At 67.2% G+C, this 16,544-nt stretch carries 14 protein-coding genes; 7 read left to right on the top strand and 7 right to left on the bottom strand.

Annotated elements, in window-relative coordinates:
* Window positions 1-75 precede the first annotated feature (75 nt).
* Entirely contained in the window at window positions 76-867 is a 792-nt protein-coding gene (locus tag BLQ74_RS10380; RefSeq protein WP_090262488.1) for a dienelactone hydrolase family protein, read from the bottom strand.
* 159 nt (window positions 868-1,026) lie between these two features.
* On the opposite strand from BLQ74_RS10380, the gene BLQ74_RS10375 reads away from it, so the two are divergent.
* From BLQ74_RS10375 to BLQ74_RS10360, 4 genes are all read left to right on the top strand, one after another.
* Window positions 1,027-2,223 (top strand): lytic murein transglycosylase, encoded by a 1,197-nt coding sequence (locus tag BLQ74_RS10375; protein ID WP_090262487.1) that lies wholly within the window; start codon window positions 1,027-1,029, stop codon window positions 2,221-2,223.
* Window positions 2,224-2,349: 126 nt separating this feature from the next.
* Window positions 2,350-2,955 carry an outer membrane beta-barrel protein gene (locus BLQ74_RS10370; protein WP_090262486.1) on the top strand — a complete coding sequence of 202 codons (606 nt, stop codon included), beginning with the start codon at window positions 2,350-2,352 and terminating at the stop codon, window positions 2,953-2,955.
* 52 nt (window positions 2,956-3,007) lie between these two features.
* The gene (locus tag BLQ74_RS10365; RefSeq protein WP_090262485.1) at window positions 3,008-3,685 is read left to right on the top strand and encodes a response regulator; all 678 of its coding nucleotides are present in this window, start codon (window positions 3,008-3,010) and stop codon (window positions 3,683-3,685) included.
* Window positions 3,682-5,025 carry an ATP-binding protein gene (locus BLQ74_RS10360; RefSeq protein ID WP_090262484.1) on the top strand — a complete coding sequence of 448 codons (1,344 nt, stop codon included), beginning with the start codon at window positions 3,682-3,684 and terminating at the stop codon, window positions 5,023-5,025. The genes BLQ74_RS10365 and BLQ74_RS10360 overlap by 4 nt, the downstream gene beginning before the upstream one ends.
* 62 nt (window positions 5,026-5,087) lie before the next feature.
* Here the strand turns inward: BLQ74_RS10360 and BLQ74_RS10355 are convergent, their stop codons facing one another.
* Window positions 5,088-6,089, bottom strand: a complete 1,002-nt coding sequence (locus BLQ74_RS10355; RefSeq protein ID WP_090262483.1) for an AraC family transcriptional regulator — start codon at window positions 6,087-6,089, stop codon at window positions 5,088-5,090.
* A gap of 357 nt (window positions 6,090-6,446) precedes the next feature.
* On the opposite strand from BLQ74_RS10355, the gene BLQ74_RS10350 reads away from it, so the two are divergent.
* A complete protein-coding gene (locus BLQ74_RS10350) occupies window positions 6,447-7,742 on the top strand; it encodes a dicarboxylate/amino acid:cation symporter (protein ID WP_090262482.1) in 1,296 nt (431 codons plus the stop codon).
* Between the two features lie 335 nt (window positions 7,743-8,077).
* Here BLQ74_RS10350 and BLQ74_RS10345 read toward each other — a convergent pair whose 3' ends face one another.
* The 3 genes from BLQ74_RS10345 to BLQ74_RS10335 form a co-directional block, all read right to left on the bottom strand.
* Window positions 8,078-9,469, bottom strand: coding sequence for an adenylate/guanylate cyclase domain-containing protein (locus BLQ74_RS10345; RefSeq protein WP_090262481.1), 1,392 nt, complete (start codon window positions 9,467-9,469; stop codon window positions 8,078-8,080).
* A 179-nt stretch (window positions 9,470-9,648) separates the two neighbouring features.
* On the bottom strand, window positions 9,649-10,233 hold the full coding sequence (locus BLQ74_RS10340) for an HD domain-containing protein (RefSeq protein ID WP_090262480.1): 585 nt from the start codon (window positions 10,231-10,233) through the stop codon (window positions 9,649-9,651).
* Window positions 10,234-10,377: 144 nt separating this feature from the next.
* Window positions 10,378-11,181 (bottom strand): helix-turn-helix transcriptional regulator, encoded by an 804-nt coding sequence (locus BLQ74_RS10335; RefSeq protein WP_090262479.1) that lies wholly within the window; start codon window positions 11,179-11,181, stop codon window positions 10,378-10,380.
* A 198-nt stretch (window positions 11,182-11,379) separates the two neighbouring features.
* On the opposite strand from BLQ74_RS10335, the gene BLQ74_RS10330 reads away from it, so the two are divergent.
* Window positions 11,380-12,744 (top strand): APC family permease, encoded by a 1,365-nt coding sequence (locus BLQ74_RS10330; RefSeq protein ID WP_090262478.1) that lies wholly within the window; start codon window positions 11,380-11,382, stop codon window positions 12,742-12,744.
* Window positions 12,745-12,758: 14 nt separating this feature from the next.
* The gene (locus tag BLQ74_RS10325) at window positions 12,759-13,856 is read left to right on the top strand and encodes a DmpA family aminopeptidase (protein WP_090262477.1); all 1,098 of its coding nucleotides are present in this window, start codon (window positions 12,759-12,761) and stop codon (window positions 13,854-13,856) included.
* A gap of 154 nt (window positions 13,857-14,010) precedes the next feature.
* Here the strand turns inward: BLQ74_RS10325 and BLQ74_RS10320 are convergent, their stop codons facing one another.
* Entirely contained in the window at window positions 14,011-15,009 is a 999-nt protein-coding gene (locus BLQ74_RS10320) for a sulfate ABC transporter substrate-binding protein (RefSeq protein ID WP_090262476.1), read from the bottom strand.
* A gap of 131 nt (window positions 15,010-15,140) precedes the next feature.
* Window positions 15,141-16,379 carry a serine/threonine transporter SstT gene (gene sstT / locus BLQ74_RS10315; RefSeq protein ID WP_090262475.1) on the bottom strand — a complete coding sequence of 413 codons (1,239 nt, stop codon included), beginning with the start codon at window positions 16,377-16,379 and terminating at the stop codon, window positions 15,141-15,143.
* Window positions 16,380-16,544 lie beyond the last annotated feature (165 nt).

The raw sequence follows: 16,544 nt of genomic DNA, 5'->3' as shown, positions 1-16,544 counted from the left end.
GAGCCCCGCGCTCCGGCCTTTTCACAGATCGTGAACGGGAGCCCCTTGGGGCTCCCGTTTTTTTTCGCCCGCGCTTCAGGCCGGCTGCCCGAAGATGTCCTTGAGGAACTGCTTGAGGTCGGCCCAGGACTTCTGGTCGGCGGTCTTGTCGTAGCCCACGTCGAGGCCATGGCCCTTGTGCTTGTCGGCGTCCGGGTTGGTGAAGCTGTGCTTGGCGCCGGGCTGGACGACGAAGCGGTAGTCGACCTTGGCGGCGTCCATCTCCTTCTTGAAGGCGGCGACGCTGTCCGCCGGCACCAGGGTGTCGCCGCCGCCGTGCTCGACCAGCACCTTGCCCTTCACCGAGCCGGGCTGCGCCGGGCTGGCGGTGGCCAGCACGCCGTGGAAGCTGGCCACGCCGGCCAGCGGCAGGCCCTGGCGGGCCATATCCAGCACCACCTTGCCGCCGAAGCAGTAGCCGATGGCGGCGATCTTCGTCGGATCGGTCTGCGGCTGTTTCTTCAGCAGCTCCAGGCCGGCCTGGAAGCGCGCCTTGGCGGCGTCGGCGTTCTTCAACGCCTCGTTCATGAAGGCGGTGGCTTCGGTCGGGTGCTCGGTGTGCTTGCCTTCGCCGTACATGTCGATGGCCAGGGCGCTGTAGCCGAGGGCGGCGAGGTCGCGGGCACGCCGCTTGGCGTAGTCGTTGAGGCCCCACCACTCGTGCACCACGAGAATGCCGGGGCGTGCGCCGGGCGTGGCGTCGTCATAGGCGAAGTAGCCGATCATCCGGGTGCCGTCGGCGGATTGGTAGGGGATTTCTTCGGTCTTGATCTCGGCCTGGGCGGCAAGGCTCAGGCCGAGCAGCAGCAAGCTGGCGAGCAGGCGCATGGGTCGTTCTCCATTGTGTCGGAGCTGCAAAGATAGCCGCTTCTGCGCCGCGCACCAGGCCTTTCGCCAGCCGCCGCGGGCCGCGGGCGCGGGTGAAACGGCGGACGCCTTCGGCTACCCTTGGCGCCCTGTGTCTACTGCGTTACCGAGGAAAGCCGCATGTCGCCCCTTCGTTTCCTGTCGTCCCTGCTGCTCAGCGCCGGCCTGTTCCAGGCCCAGGCCAGCCTGGCCGACGACTTTTCCGCCTGCCTCGCGCGCCTGCAGCCCGAGGCCCGCGCCAAGGGGGTCGAGAGCGTCAGCTACGCGCGTTACACCCAGGGTCTGCAGGCGGACCTGAGCGTGCTCGACCTGCTCAATGCGCAGCCGGAGTTCGTCACACCGCTGTGGGACTACCTGGCGGGGCTGGTGGACGAGCAGCGCGTCGCCGACGGCAAGGCCATGCTGGCGCAGCACGGCGAACTGTTCGATCGCGTCGCCCGCCAGTACCAGGTGGACAAATACACGGTGGCTGCCGTGTGGGGCGTGGAGAGCGACTTCGGCCGCATCACCGGCAAGCGCCCGCTGCTCACTTCGCTGTCCACGCTGTCCTGCTACGGGCGCCGCCAGGACTTCTTCCGTGGCGAGCTGTTCGCCACCCTCAAGCTGCTGCAGGACGGCGACCTGCGCGACACCGGCATCACCGGCTCCTGGGCCGGCGCCTTCGGCCAGACGCAATTCATGCCCAGCACCTATGCCCGCATCGCCGTGGATTTCGATGGCGACGGCCACCGTGATCTGGTCAACAGCGTGCCCGACGCCCTGGCGTCCACCGCTAACTATCTGCGCAAGGCCGGCTGGGTCGCGGGCCAGGCCTGGGGCTATGAAGTGCAGCTGCCGGCCAGCTTCCCGGCCGCGCAGGCCGGACGCGGCAAGCGGCGTTCGCTCAGCGAGTGGCAGGCGTTGGGCGTGCGCCGCATCGACGGCGGCGCGCTGCCGGACGGCGCGCTGAAGGCCGCCGTGCTGCTGCCCACCGGCCCCCAGGGCCCGGCCTTCCTGGTGCTGCGCAACTACGACGCGATCTACTCCTACAACGCCGCCGAGAGCTATGCCCTGGCCATCGCCTTGCTCTCCGACCGCCTGCGCGGCGGCAGCGGCCTGCGCACGCCCTGGCCGACCGACGATCCCGGCCTGAGCCGCGCCGAGCGCAAGCAACTGCAGGAGCTGCTGATCGCCCGCGGGCATGACCTCGGCACGCCCGACGGGCTGATCGGCAACAGCACGCGGCGGGCGATCCAGGCCGAGCAGCAGCGGCTTGGCCTGAGCCCCGTCGATGGCCGCGCCGGACAGAAAATCCTCAAGGCGCTGCGCGGCCAATAAGGCCCGCGCGGCGACCTGTCCGCTCGTTCAGGCGAGGTTCAGCGAGCGGACAGGTTGGGTTCAGTCGCCCGCCATTAACCTGCATCCCGTCAACTACTTACAGACACACACGACGGGAGAAACATCATGCTGACCCTGAAAAAACTCGCCATCGCCAGTGCCATCCTCTGCGCCAGTGTCGGCGTCGCCCAGGCCAACGAAAACTTCATCGGCCTGACCTGGGGCGAAACCAGCGACAACATCCAGAAGTCCGCCGAGCTGAACCGCAACCTGAACAATCCGAAGCTCGACAGCGCGATCAACAACAGCGGCACCTGGGGCGTGCGCGCCGGCCAGCAGAACGAGCGCGGCCGCTACTACGCCACCTACGAATACACCTCGGGCAGCCACGATGGCCTGAAGCTGCGCCAGCAGAATCTGCTCGGCAGCTATGACGCCTTCCTGCCGCTGGGCGACCGCGGCACCAAGCTGTTCGGCGGCGGCAGCGCCGGCCTGGTCAAGCTGGAACAGGACTCCCCCGGCTACAGCCGCGACAGCGATATCGGCTACGCCATTGGCGTGCAGGCCGGTATCCTCCAGGACATCGGCAAGAATGCCTCCCTGGAAGGCGGCTATCGTTACCTGCGGACCAACGCCAGCACGGAAATGAGCCCGCACGGCGGCAGCAAGGTAGGCTCCCTCGACCTGCACAGCAGCTCGCAGATCTACCTGGGCGCCAACTATCGGTTCTGACGGCTCGGCAGCCGGGCCCGGTGCCCGGCTGCTCTATTAAGGAGGAGATGCCATGAAGTTACTGGTGGTGGAGGACGAGGCGCTGTTGCGCCATCACCTGTTCACCCGCCTCGGCGAACAGGGACACGTGGTCGACGCCGTGGGCGATGCCGAAGAGGCCCTGTACCGGGCCAGCGAATACCATCACGACCTGGCGGTGGTGGACCTGGGCTTGCCGGGCATGAGCGGCCTGGACCTGATCCGCGAATTCCGCAGCCAGGGCAAGACCTTCCCGATCCTCATCCTCACCGCGCGCGGCAACTGGCAGGACAAGGTCGAGGGCCTGGCCGCCGGCGCCGACGATTACGTGGTCAAGCCGTTCCAGTTCGAGGAACTGGAGGCACGCCTGAACGCCCTGCTGCGGCGCTCCAGCGGATTCGTCCAGGCGACCATCGAGGCCGGTCCCTTGCTGCTCGACCTGAACCGCAAGCAGGCGGCCATCGGCGACGAGTCGCTGGGGCTGACCGCCTTCGAATACCGCATTCTCGAATACCTCATGCGCCACCATCAGCAGGTGGTGACCAAGGAGCGCCTGATCGAGCAGCTCTACCCGGACGACGAAGAGCGCGACCCGAACGTCATCGAGGTGCTGGTCGGCCGCCTGCGGCGCAAGCTGGAGGCCCATGACGGCTTCCGCCCGATCGACACCGTGCGTGGCCAGGGCTACCTGTTCACCGAGCGCTGCCGATGATCCGCTCGCTGCGGGTACGCCTGATGATCGGCGCGGCGACCCTCGCCGTGCTGTTCATGCTGGCCCTGCTGCCGGCTCTGCAGCGAGCCTTCAGCATCGCCCTGGAAAACGCTATCCAGCAGCGCCTGGGGGCGGACGTGGCGACCCTGGTGTCGTCGGCGAGCATCGACGGCGACCGCCTGAGCATGCCCGAGCACCTGGCGGTGGAAGACTTCAACCTGCCCGAGTCGAAGCTGCTCGGTTTCATCTACGACCGGCACGGCAAGCTGGTCTGGCGTTCCTCCTCGACCCTCGACGAAAGCGTCCATTACCAGCCGCGCTTCGACGGCCACCCCGACCTGCTCACCCGCACCCGCGACGACAACGGCAACGAGTTCTTCGTCTACGACGTGGAAATCTCCCTGCTCGGCGGCAAGCAGGCGGCCTACAGCATCGTCACCATGCAGCCGGTCAGCGAGTTCCGCGAGCTGGTCCACGGCTTCCGCGAACAGCTCTACCTGTGGTTGGGCGGCGCTCTGCTGGTGCTGCTGGGGCTGCTCTGGCTCGGCCTCGGCTGGGGCTTCCGCTCCATGCGCGGACTGCGCGTCGAACTGGACCAGATCGAGGCCGGCGAGCGTGAGCGGCTGAGCGACGAGCATCCGCAGGAAATGCTGCGCCTGACCGATTCGCTGAACCGCTTGCTGGACAGCGAGCGCAGCCAGCGCGAGCGCTACCGCAATTCCCTGGCCGACCTGGCGCACAGCCTGAAGACCCCGCTGGCGGTGTTGCAGGGCGTCAGCGAGAACCTTGCCGGACAAGCGCAGAACCGCGAGCAGGTGCAGGTGCTGCAGAGTCAGATCGAACGCATGAGCCAGCAGATCAGTTACCAGCTGCAGCGCGCCAGCCTGCGCAAGAGCGGCCTGGTGCGCCACCGCGCGCCGCTGGCGCCGCTGCTGGATACCCTCAGCGGCGCGCTGGACAAGGTCTACCGCGACAAGCGGGTGATTCTCGAGCGCGACTTCCCGGCCAAGCTGAGCCTGCCGCTGGAGCAGGGCGCCTTGCTCGAACTGCTCGGCAATCTGCTGGAGAACGCCTACCGCCTGTGCCTGACCCGCGTGCGCGTCAGCGCCCGCCAACAGGGCGGCGGCTACGAACTGGTGGTGGAAGACGACGGCCCCGGCGTGCCGCCGCACCAGCGCCAGCGCATTCTCCAGCGCGGCGAGCGGCTCGATACCCAGCACCCCGGCCAGGGCATTGGCACCGCGGTGGTCAAGGACATCATCGACAGCTACGGCGGCAAGCTGGAGCTGGACGACTCCGCGCTGGGCGGCGCGCGTTTCCGCATCTGCCTGCCGGGCTAGCCGCGCACTGGCGGCGCGACCTGCCGATCAGCCGGTGCGGGCGCACGGCGCCGGTGCTCGCCTTATTCCCCCTGCCGCGCCCGATAGGCTCCCGGGGTCAGTCCGGTCCATTTCTTGAACGCCCGGTGGAACGCCGAAGGCTCGGAGAAGCCGAGCTGTTCGGCGAGGTCCTGGATCGACAGTTCGTCGCGGCCCAGGTGGTAAATGGCCAGGTCGCGGCGCAGCTGGTCCTTGAGTTCCTGGAAGTTCGGCCCTTCCTCGCGCAGGTGGCGGCGCAGGGTCTGCGGACTCATGTGCAACTGCTGGGCGACGCTTTCCAGGTCCGGCCAGCGCCGGCAGTCGCGGCCGAGCAGGCGGCGGATCTGGCTGGTCAGGCTGTCGCCGCCATCCGGGCGGGCCAGCAGGTCGGCGGGGGAGTCCTTGAGGAAGTGCTTGAGGCTGCGTTCGTCCTGCAACAGCGGCATGTTCAGGTAGCGCGCCTGGAAGCTCAGCCCGGTGCTGTCGGCGGCGAATCGCCGGGGACAGGGGAAGAGCAGGTCGTACTCGGCCTGATGGGCCGGTTCCGGGTAGGCGAAGCGCGCCTCCTCCAGGCGGATGCGCTGGCCGATCAGCCAACTGCCGAGGCGGTGCCAGATCACCAGCAGGCTTTCGGTGAGGAAGTGCTCCGGGTCGCGCAGCCGGCTGTGGTCGAGGATCAACCGGGCGCGCTCGCCGTCGCGGCACAGTTCGATGTGCGGTGCGTCGGGGAACAGGTCGTAGAACAGCGAACCGCGGCTCAGGGCCTTTTCCAGGGTGCGGCACTGGATGATGGCGTGGCACATCATGGCGAAGGTGCCGCGCTTGCTGCGCACCTCGCCGAAGCCCATGTATTCGTCGTCGAGAACCTCCCAGATCCGTTGGATCAGGCGGCCGAACTGCTCCGGCGAGACCCGCGCGCGCGGTTCGTCGAGCAGCGCCGGCTGGATGCCGGCGGCGCTTAGCAGGGGCTGCGGGTCCTGCTGCTGGCTCATGGCGCCGCGCAGGGCGGCGCGAACGAAATGGCTGGCGATGGTGCGTTCACGCATGGCTTGTCCTTGTTCTGCTGCGTGTCTTGGCGCAGCCGCTGCAAGGGCGCGCGCGGCACACAATCTACGACACCCGTCCCCTGGCGGATACCCGCCAAGGGGCGGGAAACCCGCCGCGCGCTTGGCGGGTATCCGCCATTTCCGTTGCCATTCGGCGTCTTGGTATTTCTATTAAGTAATTGAATTTAAAGGATAAAATTAATTCGCTCCAGGGTGGCACGGGGCTTGCGATAGGGGCTCAAGGCCTGCCGACGGGCAGGACGAAAAACAAATTCTCCCACTGAAGGGAGATAACGCTTCGGGTATCGCGTCGCCATTTGGAAGGTGACGGCGCTTGCCCAAGAGGACCCTGCCGCCATGACCAAGCAACCCTTCTACAAGAGCCTCTATGTGCAGGTGCTGATCGCTATCGCCGTCGGCATCGCCCTGGGCCACTTCTACCCGCAGACCGCCGTGCTGATGAAGCCCCTGGGCGACGGCTTCGTCAAACTGATCAAGATGGCCATCGCGCCGATCATCTTCTGCACCGTGGTCACCGGCATCGCCGGCATGCAGAGCATGAAGGCCGTGGGCAAGACCGGCGGCATGGCGCTGCTGTACTTCGAGGTGGTCTCGACCCTGGCCCTGATCATCGGCCTGGTGGTGGTCAACGTGGTGCAGCCGGGCGCCGGCATGCATGTCGATCCGGCCAGCCTGGACACCAGCAAGATCGCTGCCTACGCCGCCGCCGGCGAGAAGCAGAGCACCATCGACTTCCTGATGAACATCATCCCCAGCACCGTGGTCGGCGCCTTCGCCAACGGTGACATCCTGCAGGTGCTGTTCTTCTCCGTGCTGTTCGGCTACGCCCTGCACCGCATGGGCAGCTATGGCCAGCCGATCTTCCAGTTCATCGAGCGCTTCACCCAGGTGATGTTCAACATCATCAACGTGATCATGAAGGTCGCGCCCATCGGTGCCTTCGGCGCCATGGCCTTCACCATCGGCGCCTACGGTGTCGGTTCGCTGGTGCAGCTGGGCCAGTTGATGCTGTGCTTCTACATCACCTGCATCCTCTTCGTACTGGTCGTTCTTGGCGCCATCGCCCGTGGCCATGGCTTCAGCATCCTGAAGTTCATCAAGTACATCCGTGAAGAACTGCTGATCGTCCTCGGCACCTCGTCGTCCGAATCGGCGCTGCCGCGCATGATCGCCAAGATGGAGAAGCTCGGCTGCGACAAGAGCGTGGTCGGCCTGGTGATTCCCACCGGCTACTCCTTCAACCTCGACGGCACCTCGATCTACCTGACCATGGCCGCGGTGTTCATCGCCCAGGCCACCGACACGCCGATGGACATCATCCACCAGGTGACCCTGCTGGCGGTGCTGCTGATCGCGTCCAAGGGCGCCGCCGGCGTCACTGGCAGCGGCTTCATCGTGCTCGCCGCGACCCTCTCGGCCGTTGGCCACCTGCCGGTCGCCGGCCTGGCGCTGATCCTCGGCATCGACCGCTTCATGTCCGAAGCCCGCGCGCTGACCAACCTGGTCGGCAATGGCGTGGCCACCGTGGTGGTCGCCAAGTGGTGCAAGCAGCTCGACCAGGATGTCCTGGATCGCGAACTGGCCGCCGGCCCGTCCAACGATGGGCTGGTCGCCGACGCCAAGGCCCACTGAGCGCCTGATCCGTTTTGGCGCGGCGACGTGAAGCGTCGCGCCGCTCTAAGGCCCGCTCGCTTGAGCGGGTTTTTTTTGCCTGGTCGATCGCCGCGCGCCCGCCGATGAATCCCTGGCGTCACGAAAGCGCTGGCGGGCAGCGCCGCCCGCCGTTGCCGTGGGTTGGCGGATAACGCTGGGGTGTTATGCGCCCTACGGCGGGTATCGGGTGGTTTGGCTAGCGCTGTTGCCTTGGCGGTGGGTTGGCGGATGGCGCCGGGAGCGTTATCCGCCTTGCGGCGGGTATCGAGTCGCTTGGCGGAGCAGCGGATGGCGAGGGGCGTGCTGTGCCGGGCTCAGAGGATGATCTTGTCCTTGAGCTTTTCCACCGCCTGTTGCAGCGCCTGGATGACCCGGTCCTTGTCGAAGTTCTGCACGTTGTTGGTGTCCAGGTACATGGAGAAGCCCGGCAGCTCGTGCTCGATGAAGCTGGGACTGGCGCCCAGGTCGCGGCGGAAGTCCACCACCTGGTAGATCTGTACCGGCTTGCTGAAGCCCTTGACGGTGATCTGGCCCTTGTCGCGGCACATGATCACGTCCTTCACCAGCGAGTAGGTCTCGTGGCTGAGGAGAATCTCGCCGGCCTCGGCGGCGTTTTCCAGGCGGCTGGCGAGGTTCACTTCGCGGCCGATGATGGTGTAGTCCATGCGCGTGTCGGCACCGAAGTTGCCCACGGTGCAGTAGCCGGTGTTGATGCCCATGCGTACTTCCAGCGGCTTGGTGATGCCCTGGGCGCGCCACTGCTGGCGCAGCACCTTCATGTGCTTGCGCATGGCCACGGCCATGGACACGGCGGCCACGGCGTCTTTCTTGGCGCCCTGGGTGGTGGGGTCGCCGAAGAACACCATGACGCAGTCGCCGACGAACTTGTCGATGGTGCCGCCGTACTTGAGGGCGATCTTCGACATTTCGTTGAGGTAGTTGTTGAGCATGTCGGTGAGGGCTTCGGCTTCCAGCTCTTCGGACAGCTCGGTGAAGCCCTTGATGTCGGAGAAGAACACCGTGAGCTTCTTGCGCTGGGTTTCCAGGCGCACGCTTTTCTTGCCGCTGAAAATCGATTCCCAGACCTGCGGCGACAGGTACTTGGCCAGGTTGTGCGCCAGCCGCGCGGCCTTTTCCTGCTCGCGGGCGATCTCCCCACGGGCCAGCGCCAGGCGCAGGCCCTGCTTGTGCACGAAGTAGGCGGTGATGCAGATGTACAGGGTCGAGAGCAGGATGCTGGCGACATTGACCAGCAGCGGCGAATTGCCCTTGAAGGTGGGGCCGATCACCGCGCCGCTCAGCACCGCGGCGCTGAGCGCCACCAGCAGGGCCAGGCCGAGAGAGCGCAGGCCGCCGATGAGCAGCGCGGCGAAGGCAAGGATCAGCAGCAGCATCAGCGCGGGCACCGCGGCGAAGCCGAGCAGCGCGGCGGCGGCGCCGGCATGTACGGCGTCGACGAACAGCAACACCAGTTCCGTGCGTTGCGGGTGGTCGGGTTTGAAGCGGCGGCTGAGGTGTTGCGCCAGGTGCGGATAGAGCAGGGCGTACGGGACCATCCACAGCAGCTGGTAGCTGAAGTACTGGCTGGCGCAGCCCGCGGCCAGGGTAGCGGCGACCGTGATATAGGCCAGCACGCGGGAATGGTATTCGCGCAGGTGTGCGGCAAGTCCCTGTCGGGACGGCTGCTCGGAGAAGTTAGGCTTCATGCGCTGGATATTTCCCTGATCGGTTGCGGCGCTTTCGCATAGGCGCCTTCCGCCATTTTGGCTGAAGGGAATCTTAACCAAGCGCTTGCGCGGGAGCCAGCGGCGCATCCGTGGGAGGCATCAGCGGTTGCCCGGCGGCGCCGCGCCTTGGCGCAGCGCTACCGGGCGGGACGGCGGCGTCAGGCCGTGCTGCCGTCGGCTTTCAGGTAGATCGACTGGCGCGGTTTGGCGAAGACCCGGCGCAGCATGGGTTCGAAGAACGCCAGCGGCAGGGTTTCCGCCTGCGGATCGAAGGCCGCGGCATCGTAGCGCGCGCAGAATTCGATGGTGCGGGCGTACTGCGGGTGATCCTTGAATTGCTCGCGCAGGTGCCGGTCCAGGCCCAGGTGGTGGAAGAAGTAGTAGCCCTGGAAGATCGCGTGCTGTTCGATCATCCAGTGGTTTTCCGCGCTGACGAAGGGCTTGAGGATGGCCGCGGCGATATCGGCGTGGTTGTAGGTGCCGAGGGTGTCGCCGATGTCGTGGAGCAGGGCGCAGATCACGTACTCCTCATCGCGGCCGTCGCGGTGGGCGAGGGTGGCGCTCTGCAGCGAGTGGGTCAGGCGGTCCACCGGGAAGCCGCCGAAGTCGCCGTCGAGCAGGCGCAGGTGGTCCAGGATGCGGTCGGGCAGGTGGGCGGCATAGCGGGCGGCGTGCTGGGCGATGATCGACCAGTCCTCGGCGGTGCCGTCGTCCATGTGGGTGAAGCGAGCGCGGGCATTCATCGGTTTGTCCTCTGCTGGTTGTCGGGTGGGACAGGCCGAGTCTAGGGCGCGCGCCGGGCGCTGCCAGTGTCCCGCGCGGCCAGCCGAGTGTCCGCCGGGCCAGGTGAATGAGCGCCCATGCGCACGGCGGATTGCGGCGTCGGTTCAGGGGTTCTGCGGATCGTGCCCCAGCGCCTGGAGGAACAGCGAGAACAGCTCCGGCTGCGAGGAAATGTCCAGCTTGGCGTAGAGGTGCCGGCGATGCACCTTGATGGTTTCCGGCGAGATGGCCAGGCGCTCGGCCATGGCCTTGGAGGAATAGCCGCGCAGGATCAGCCGGGCGATCTCCATCTCCCGCTCGGAAAGCACACTGGCGCCGAAGTGGCTGAGGGCATCGCGCACCTGGGTGGCCACGCCATCCTGGTCGGCCGGCAGCAGGCGCTGGCTGCGCAGTTGCCAGTGCTGCTGCATCAGCGCCAGGACCCAGGGGCAGACCAGGCCGAGCTGCCCGCACTCGGCGACGGTGAAGGGCCGGCGCATGCCCAGGGACAGCGACAGCGCGCCGCGACCGGGCATCTGGAGGATGAACTGCACCTCGTCCTCCAGCACGTTGTCATGGAAGTAGCTGAGGTAGTACTCGCTCTGGCGGAACTGGTCCGGGGCGATTTCCTCCAGGCGATGCAGGCCGCTGGCCAGGCCCTCGCGGCAGGCCTGGTAGAAGGGATCGAGCTGGAACAGGCCGTTGAGGTAGGCGACCATCGAGGCCGGCCCGGCGTGGGGTTCGGCGTCGTACTCCTCCAGTGCCTCCGGCGCCGCCTGCAGCGGGTAGAAGATCGCCAGGGCATTGTCGAACGGCAGCCACTGGCGCAGCAGCAGGATTAACTGCTTCCAGAAACGCGGCGCGCCGATCTGCTCGATGGCGCGAGCGAGGTTGGCGTGCATGGCGACTTCGCGGAACACCTGTTCCATCGCATCCTTCCTTCGGATCATTCAGGCGCCAGTACCGGTTCTTTCACCCCCTGCCGTCAAGGGGCGTAACCCCAAATGGTGATTGGCGTGTCATGCCGCTCTGCCTAGAGTCCGGGCCATTCAAGCGTCCCGTGCGAGGGCGCCGAGTCGAGTCTTCGTTCCTGCCTCAACCTCCAATAACAATCCGAGGAAAACGATATGAGCTCTTCCACCCCGCAAGCGGGCGCGCTCAAGCCCAGCCTGGGCGTGTTCGACGTGGTCGCCATCACGGTGTCGGCGGTCACCCCGGCCAGTTCGGTATTCGTCATCGCCCCCTTCGCCATCCAGCAGGCCGGCAGCGGCGCCTTCCTGGCCTTCGTCATGGCCGCGGTGCTGGCACTGATGTTCGCCTGGTGCTATGCCGAGCTGGGTCGCGCGCACAGTTCCGCTGGCGGCGAGTATGTCTACGCCAAGCGCGTGTTCGGCGGCATGGCCGGCTATGCCACCTTCCTCACCGTGCTGGTTTCCCTGTTGTTCATCCCGCCGGTGCTGGCCACGGGGGCGGCCACCTACCTCAATGGCGCCCTCGGTACTCATTTCGATACGCCGACGGTGGCCCTGGCCATCGTCGCCGCCAGTTATGCCCTGGGCATCCTCAATATCAAGCTGAACGCCTGGATCACCGGCTGCTGCCTGCTCCTGGAGGTCGCCGCGCTGCTGGTCATCGTGGTGCTCGGCTTCGGCCACGCCACGCAGCCGGTCAGCACGCTACTGCACCCGCAATTCCTCGCTGGCGGCGTGCTCGCTGCCGCGCCCTGGGCCCTGGTGATCGGCGCGGTGGGCACCGCGCTGTTCTCCTACAACGGATTCGGTGGCGCCGTGCTGCTTGCCGAAGACATGCACGACGGCGGCCGCAGCGTGCACCGCGCGGTGCTCTGGTCGCTGGTGCTGGTCGTGGTGATCGAACTGGTGCCGCTGACCGCGCTGCTGATCGGCGCGCCCTCGCTGCAGGACATGCTGGCCAGCCCCGACCCCATCGGCTACCTGCTCACCGCCCACGGCAACGCCACCCTGTCGCGGCTGGTCAGCGCCGGTATCTTCCTCTCGGTGTTCAACGCCATCGTCGCCATCGTCATCCAGGTCGGCCGGGTGATCTTCAGCAGCGGTCGCGACGCGCTCTGGACGCCGGCGCTGAACCGCGCCTTCACGCGCATCCACCCGCGCTGGGAATCGCCCTGGCTGGCCACGCTATTCCTCGGCGTGCCCTCGGCGGCGCTGAGTTTCAGCTCGAACCTGGCCGACCTGACCTCCTTCACCGTGCTGCTGCTGGTCATGGTGTACCTGGCGGTGGCCCTCTGCGCGCTGTTCAGTCGCGTGCTGCGGCGTGACCGCGAGCACCCGTACCGCATGCCGCTGTGGCCGCTGCCGGCGATGCTGGCGGTACTCGGCGCCGGCTACCTGCTGCTCAACCAGTTGCTTGGCGCCTCGACCCGGGACGTCATGATCATCCTCGGGATTCTTGCGCTATCGGTGATTCTCTACGGCACCTACGGCAAGCTCAGCCCGGCTTTCCAGAAACTCTGACTACAGGAGTCCGCATGCGCGCTCGTCAACTCGGCATCACCCTTGGCCTGGGTACGCCCGGCGAATTCAACGCCATCACCGATGTACCTGGTGTCCGCGTCGGCCACAGCACCCTGCTCGACGAGGGCGCCGCGCGGCCGCTGCGCAGCGGCGTCACGCTGATCCAGCCGCGCCCTGGCGCCGCGCGGCAGCAGCCGTGCTTCGCCGGTTGCCACGTGCTCAACGGCAATGGTGACGCCACCGGCCTGGAGTGGATTCGCGAGGCCGGCTTGCTGACCACGCCCATCGCCATCACCAACACCCACAGTGTCGGCGTGGTGCGCGATGCGCTGATCGCCGCCGAGCGCGACGAACTGGCCGACCCTGCGGTGTACTGGTGCATGCCAGTGGTGATGGAAACCTACGATGGCCTGCTCAACGACATCTGGGGCCAGCACGTCGGCCCTGCCCAGGTGCGCGAAGCACTGACCAGGGCCGCCTCCGGCCCGGTGGCGGAGGGCCCGGTGGGCGGCGGCACCGGGATGATCTGCCACGAATTCAAGGGTGGTATCGGCACGGCCTCGCGCAAACTGCCAGCGGCGCAGGGCGGCTGGACGGTCGGCGCCCTGGTCCAGGCCAATCATGGTCAGCGCCGTGAGCTGCGTGTCGATGGCTACCCGGTGGGGCGCCTGCTCGGCGACATTCCCTCGCCGTTCGCCGAGCAAGGCACGCCGGGCATGGGCTCGATCGTGGTGATCATCGCCACCGATGCACCCTTGCTGCCGCACCAGTGCCAGCGCCTGGCGCAGCGCGCGTCGATCGGCATCGCCCGCACCGGCGGCGGCACCGATGACTCCAGCGGCGACCTCTTCCTCGCCTTCGCCACCGGTAACCGCGACCTGCCGCCGGCCGATTACGGGCGCAAGGACCTGCCGTTCAGCACGCCGCTGTGGATGCTCAACAATGACCACATTTCCCCCTTGTTCGCCGCGGCGGCCGAGGCGGTCGAGGAGGCCATCGTCAACGTCCTGCTGGCCGGGCGCGCGATGCGCACGGCGGATGGCGTGCTGGTGCCGGCGCTGGATGGCGAGACCTTGCTGAAGGCTTTGCGTGAGGTGGGCTGGCGCGGTTGAGGGTGTGTGCTCAGCCGAAAATCGCCACGCCTGCGGCATGGTGAGAGAGGCGGCTGCGGGATTGGCGGAGAGAGGGGGACGATGTGTGGGCAGGCTCCGCGGCGGCATGAAAAAGCCGGGAGCGCTCCCGGCTTTTTCGTCACCCCGGCGGCGTTCAGTTGCCGCTGTAGATCTGGTCGAACACACCGCCGTCGGCGAAGTGGGTCTTCTGCACCGTGCGCCAGTCGCCGAAGGTCTTCTCCACCGAGAAGAACTCCACCGCCGGGAAGCGATCGGCGTATTTGGCGAGGATCGCCGGGTTGCGCGGGCGCAGGTAATTGTTCGCGGCGATGGTCTGGCCTTCGTCGGACCACAGGTACTTCAGGTAGGCCTCGGCCTGGGCGCGGGTGCCTTTCTTGTCGACCACCTTGTCGACCACCGCCACTGGCGGTTCGGCTTCGGCGGAAACGCTCGGGTAGACCACTTCGAAGCCGCCACGGCCGAACTCGCGGGCGATCATCTCCGCTTCGTTCTCGAAGGTCACCAGCACGTCGCCGATCTGGTTCTGCATGAAGGTGGTGGTCGCCGCGCGGCCGCCGGTGTCGAGGACCGGCACGTGCTTGAACAGCTGGCCGACGAACGCCTTGGCCTTGGCTTCATCGCCGCCGTGCTTGAGCGCGTAGCCCCAGGCGGAGAGGTAGGTGTAGCGGCCGTTGCCCGAGGTCTTGGGGTTGGGCACCACCACCTGTACGCCGTCCTTGAGCAGGTCCGGCCAGTCGTGCAGGCCCTTGGGGTTGCCCTTACGCACGATGAACACGGTGGCCGAGGTGAAGGGCGCGCTGTGGTCCGGCAGGCGGGTGGACCAGTCCTTGGGCAGCAGGCCGCCGTTGTCGGCGAGGGCGTCGATGTCGGTGGCCTGGTTCATGGTGATGACGTCGGCCGGCAAGCCATCGATCACCGCGCGCGCCTGTTTGCTGGAGCCACCGTGGGACATCTGGATGACGATGTTCTCGCCTTTCTCGGCTTGCCAGTGCTTCTGGAAGGCCGGGTTGTACTCCTTGTAGAAGTCCCGCATGACGTCGTAGGAGACATTCAGCAGGGGTTGCGCGGCGTGGGCGGTGCCGCCCAGGGCCAGCCCGGCGGCCAGCAGCGGGGCGCTGAACAGTCGTTTCACAAGCAGTTCCTTTTGGCAGTGTCGTAACGACGGATTATGCCGCTCGGTTATATGCGGCATAAATACCTAAAGGCTATTTGCTTATGCGGCGCCCGCGCCGGGGAGCCTTGCCCTGGCTCCCCGGCGCTGGCTCAGCGTTGCTCGCCGAGCGCGCCCTGGTCTTCCTCGGCGAGGCAGGCGGCAGCGGTGAAGAGCACGTCGGTGGAGGAGTTCAGCGCGGTTTCCGCCGAGTCCTGCAGGATGCTGATGACGAAGCCGACCGCCACCACCTGCATGGCCACCTCGCCGGAGATGCCGAACAGGCCGCAGGCCAGCGGGATCAGCAGCAGCGAACCGCCGGCCACGCCCGAGGCGCCACAGGCGCAGAGCGCCGAGACCACGCAGAGCAGCAGGGCGCTGGGCAGGTCGACGGCGATCCCCAGGGTGTGCGCCGCGGCCAGGGTCAGCACGCTGATGGTGATGGCCGCGCCGGCCATGTTGATGGTGGCGCCGAGCGGGATGGACACCGAGTAGGTGTCCTCGTGCAGGCCCAGGCGTTCGCAGAGTTGCAGGTTGACCGGGATGTTGGCCGCCGAGCTGCGGGTGAAGAAGGCGGTGACGCCGCTTTCGCGCAGGCAGGTGAACACCAGCGGGTAGGGGTTGCGGCGCAGCTTGCAGAAGACGATCAGCGGGTTGACCAGCAGGGCCACGAAGAGCATGCAGCCGAGCAGCACGGCGAGCAGTTGCAGGTAGCCGAGCAGGGTGCCGAAGCCGGACTCGGCCAGGGTGCTGGCGACCAGGCCGAAGATGCCCAGCGGCGCGCAGGCGATCACCACGCGGACGATCAGGGTCACGCCGCCGGCCAGGTCGTCGAGCAGGTCGCGGGTGCTCTGGCGGGCGTGGCGCAGGGCCAGGCCGAGGCCCACGGCCCAGGCCAGGATGCCGATGAAGTTGGCCTCTTGCAGCGCCTGTATCGGGTTGCTGGTGACGCTGAACAGCAGGCTGCGCAGCACCTCGCCGATACCTCCGGGCGGCGCCGCCGCGGCCGCCGGGGCGTTGAGCACCAGGGTCGACGGGAAGGCGAAGCTGGCCGCGACCGCCACCACCGCGGCGGAGAAGGTGCCGAGCAGGTAGAGCAGCAGGATCGGCCGGATATGCGTGCGCTGGCCCTGCTTGTGGTTGGCGATGGAGGCGCAGACCAGCGCCAGCACCAGGACCGGCGCCACGGCCTTGAGCGCGGCGATGAACAGTTTGCCGAGCAGGCCGACGGCGCGTGCGGCGTCCGGGGCGAGCAGGGCGAGGGCGATGCCGGCCAGCATGCCGATGAAAATGCGTAGCACCAGGCTGCTGCGCTGGAGTCGCTGGAGGAGGGTGGGAGTCGGGAGCGTCATGACTGTACCGCGGTTGGAAAAGGGCAACGCATGCCTCAAGGGCGCGAAAGGGCGCGGATTATGCCGTTCTCGACCGGCGGCTGCAGGACGGTCGTCGGAAAATCCGCGCTTCCGGTCGATCGGGTGCGCGGCCAGTATGCGCGCCCGGCGCCGTCAGGCACCTTG

Origin of the sequence: Pseudomonas panipatensis, assembly GCF_900099785.1 — a bacterium.
In the GTDB taxonomy this organism is placed as follows: domain Bacteria; phylum Pseudomonadota; class Gammaproteobacteria; order Pseudomonadales; family Pseudomonadaceae; genus Pseudomonas; species Pseudomonas panipatensis.
The sequence above is the reverse complement of the archived record's forward strand: the minus strand, read 5'-3'. Positions and strand labels throughout refer to the sequence as shown.

What these genes read in the sequence shown, in the direction of transcription:
- BLQ74_RS10380 (WP_090262488.1), bottom strand. Translation starts at nt 867, where the DNA reads ATGCGCCTGCTCGCCAGCTTGCTGCTGCTCGGCCTGAGCCTTGCCGCC.
- BLQ74_RS10375 (WP_090262487.1), top strand. Translation starts at nt 1,027, where the DNA reads ATGTCGCCCCTTCGTTTCCTGTCGTCCCTGCTGCTCAGCGCCGGCCTG.
- BLQ74_RS10370 (WP_090262486.1), top strand. Translation starts at nt 2,350, where the DNA reads ATGCTGACCCTGAAAAAACTCGCCATCGCCAGTGCCATCCTCTGCGCC.
- BLQ74_RS10365 (WP_090262485.1), top strand. Translation starts at nt 3,008, where the DNA reads ATGAAGTTACTGGTGGTGGAGGACGAGGCGCTGTTGCGCCATCACCTG.
- BLQ74_RS10360 (WP_090262484.1), top strand. Translation starts at nt 3,682, where the DNA reads ATGATCCGCTCGCTGCGGGTACGCCTGATGATCGGCGCGGCGACCCTC.
- BLQ74_RS10355 (WP_090262483.1), bottom strand. Translation starts at nt 6,089, where the DNA reads ATGCGTGAACGCACCATCGCCAGCCATTTCGTTCGCGCCGCCCTGCGC.
- BLQ74_RS10350 (WP_090262482.1), top strand. Translation starts at nt 6,447, where the DNA reads ATGACCAAGCAACCCTTCTACAAGAGCCTCTATGTGCAGGTGCTGATC.
- BLQ74_RS10345 (WP_090262481.1), bottom strand. Translation starts at nt 9,469, where the DNA reads ATGAAGCCTAACTTCTCCGAGCAGCCGTCCCGACAGGGACTTGCCGCA.
- BLQ74_RS10340 (WP_090262480.1), bottom strand. Translation starts at nt 10,233, where the DNA reads ATGAATGCCCGCGCTCGCTTCACCCACATGGACGACGGCACCGCCGAG.
- BLQ74_RS10335 (WP_090262479.1), bottom strand. Translation starts at nt 11,181, where the DNA reads ATGGAACAGGTGTTCCGCGAAGTCGCCATGCACGCCAACCTCGCTCGC.
- BLQ74_RS10330 (WP_090262478.1), top strand. Translation starts at nt 11,380, where the DNA reads ATGAGCTCTTCCACCCCGCAAGCGGGCGCGCTCAAGCCCAGCCTGGGC.
- BLQ74_RS10325 (WP_090262477.1), top strand. Translation starts at nt 12,759, where the DNA reads ATGCGCGCTCGTCAACTCGGCATCACCCTTGGCCTGGGTACGCCCGGC.
- sstT (WP_090262475.1), bottom strand. Translation starts at nt 16,379, where the DNA reads ATGACGCTCCCGACTCCCACCCTCCTCCAGCGACTCCAGCGCAGCAGC.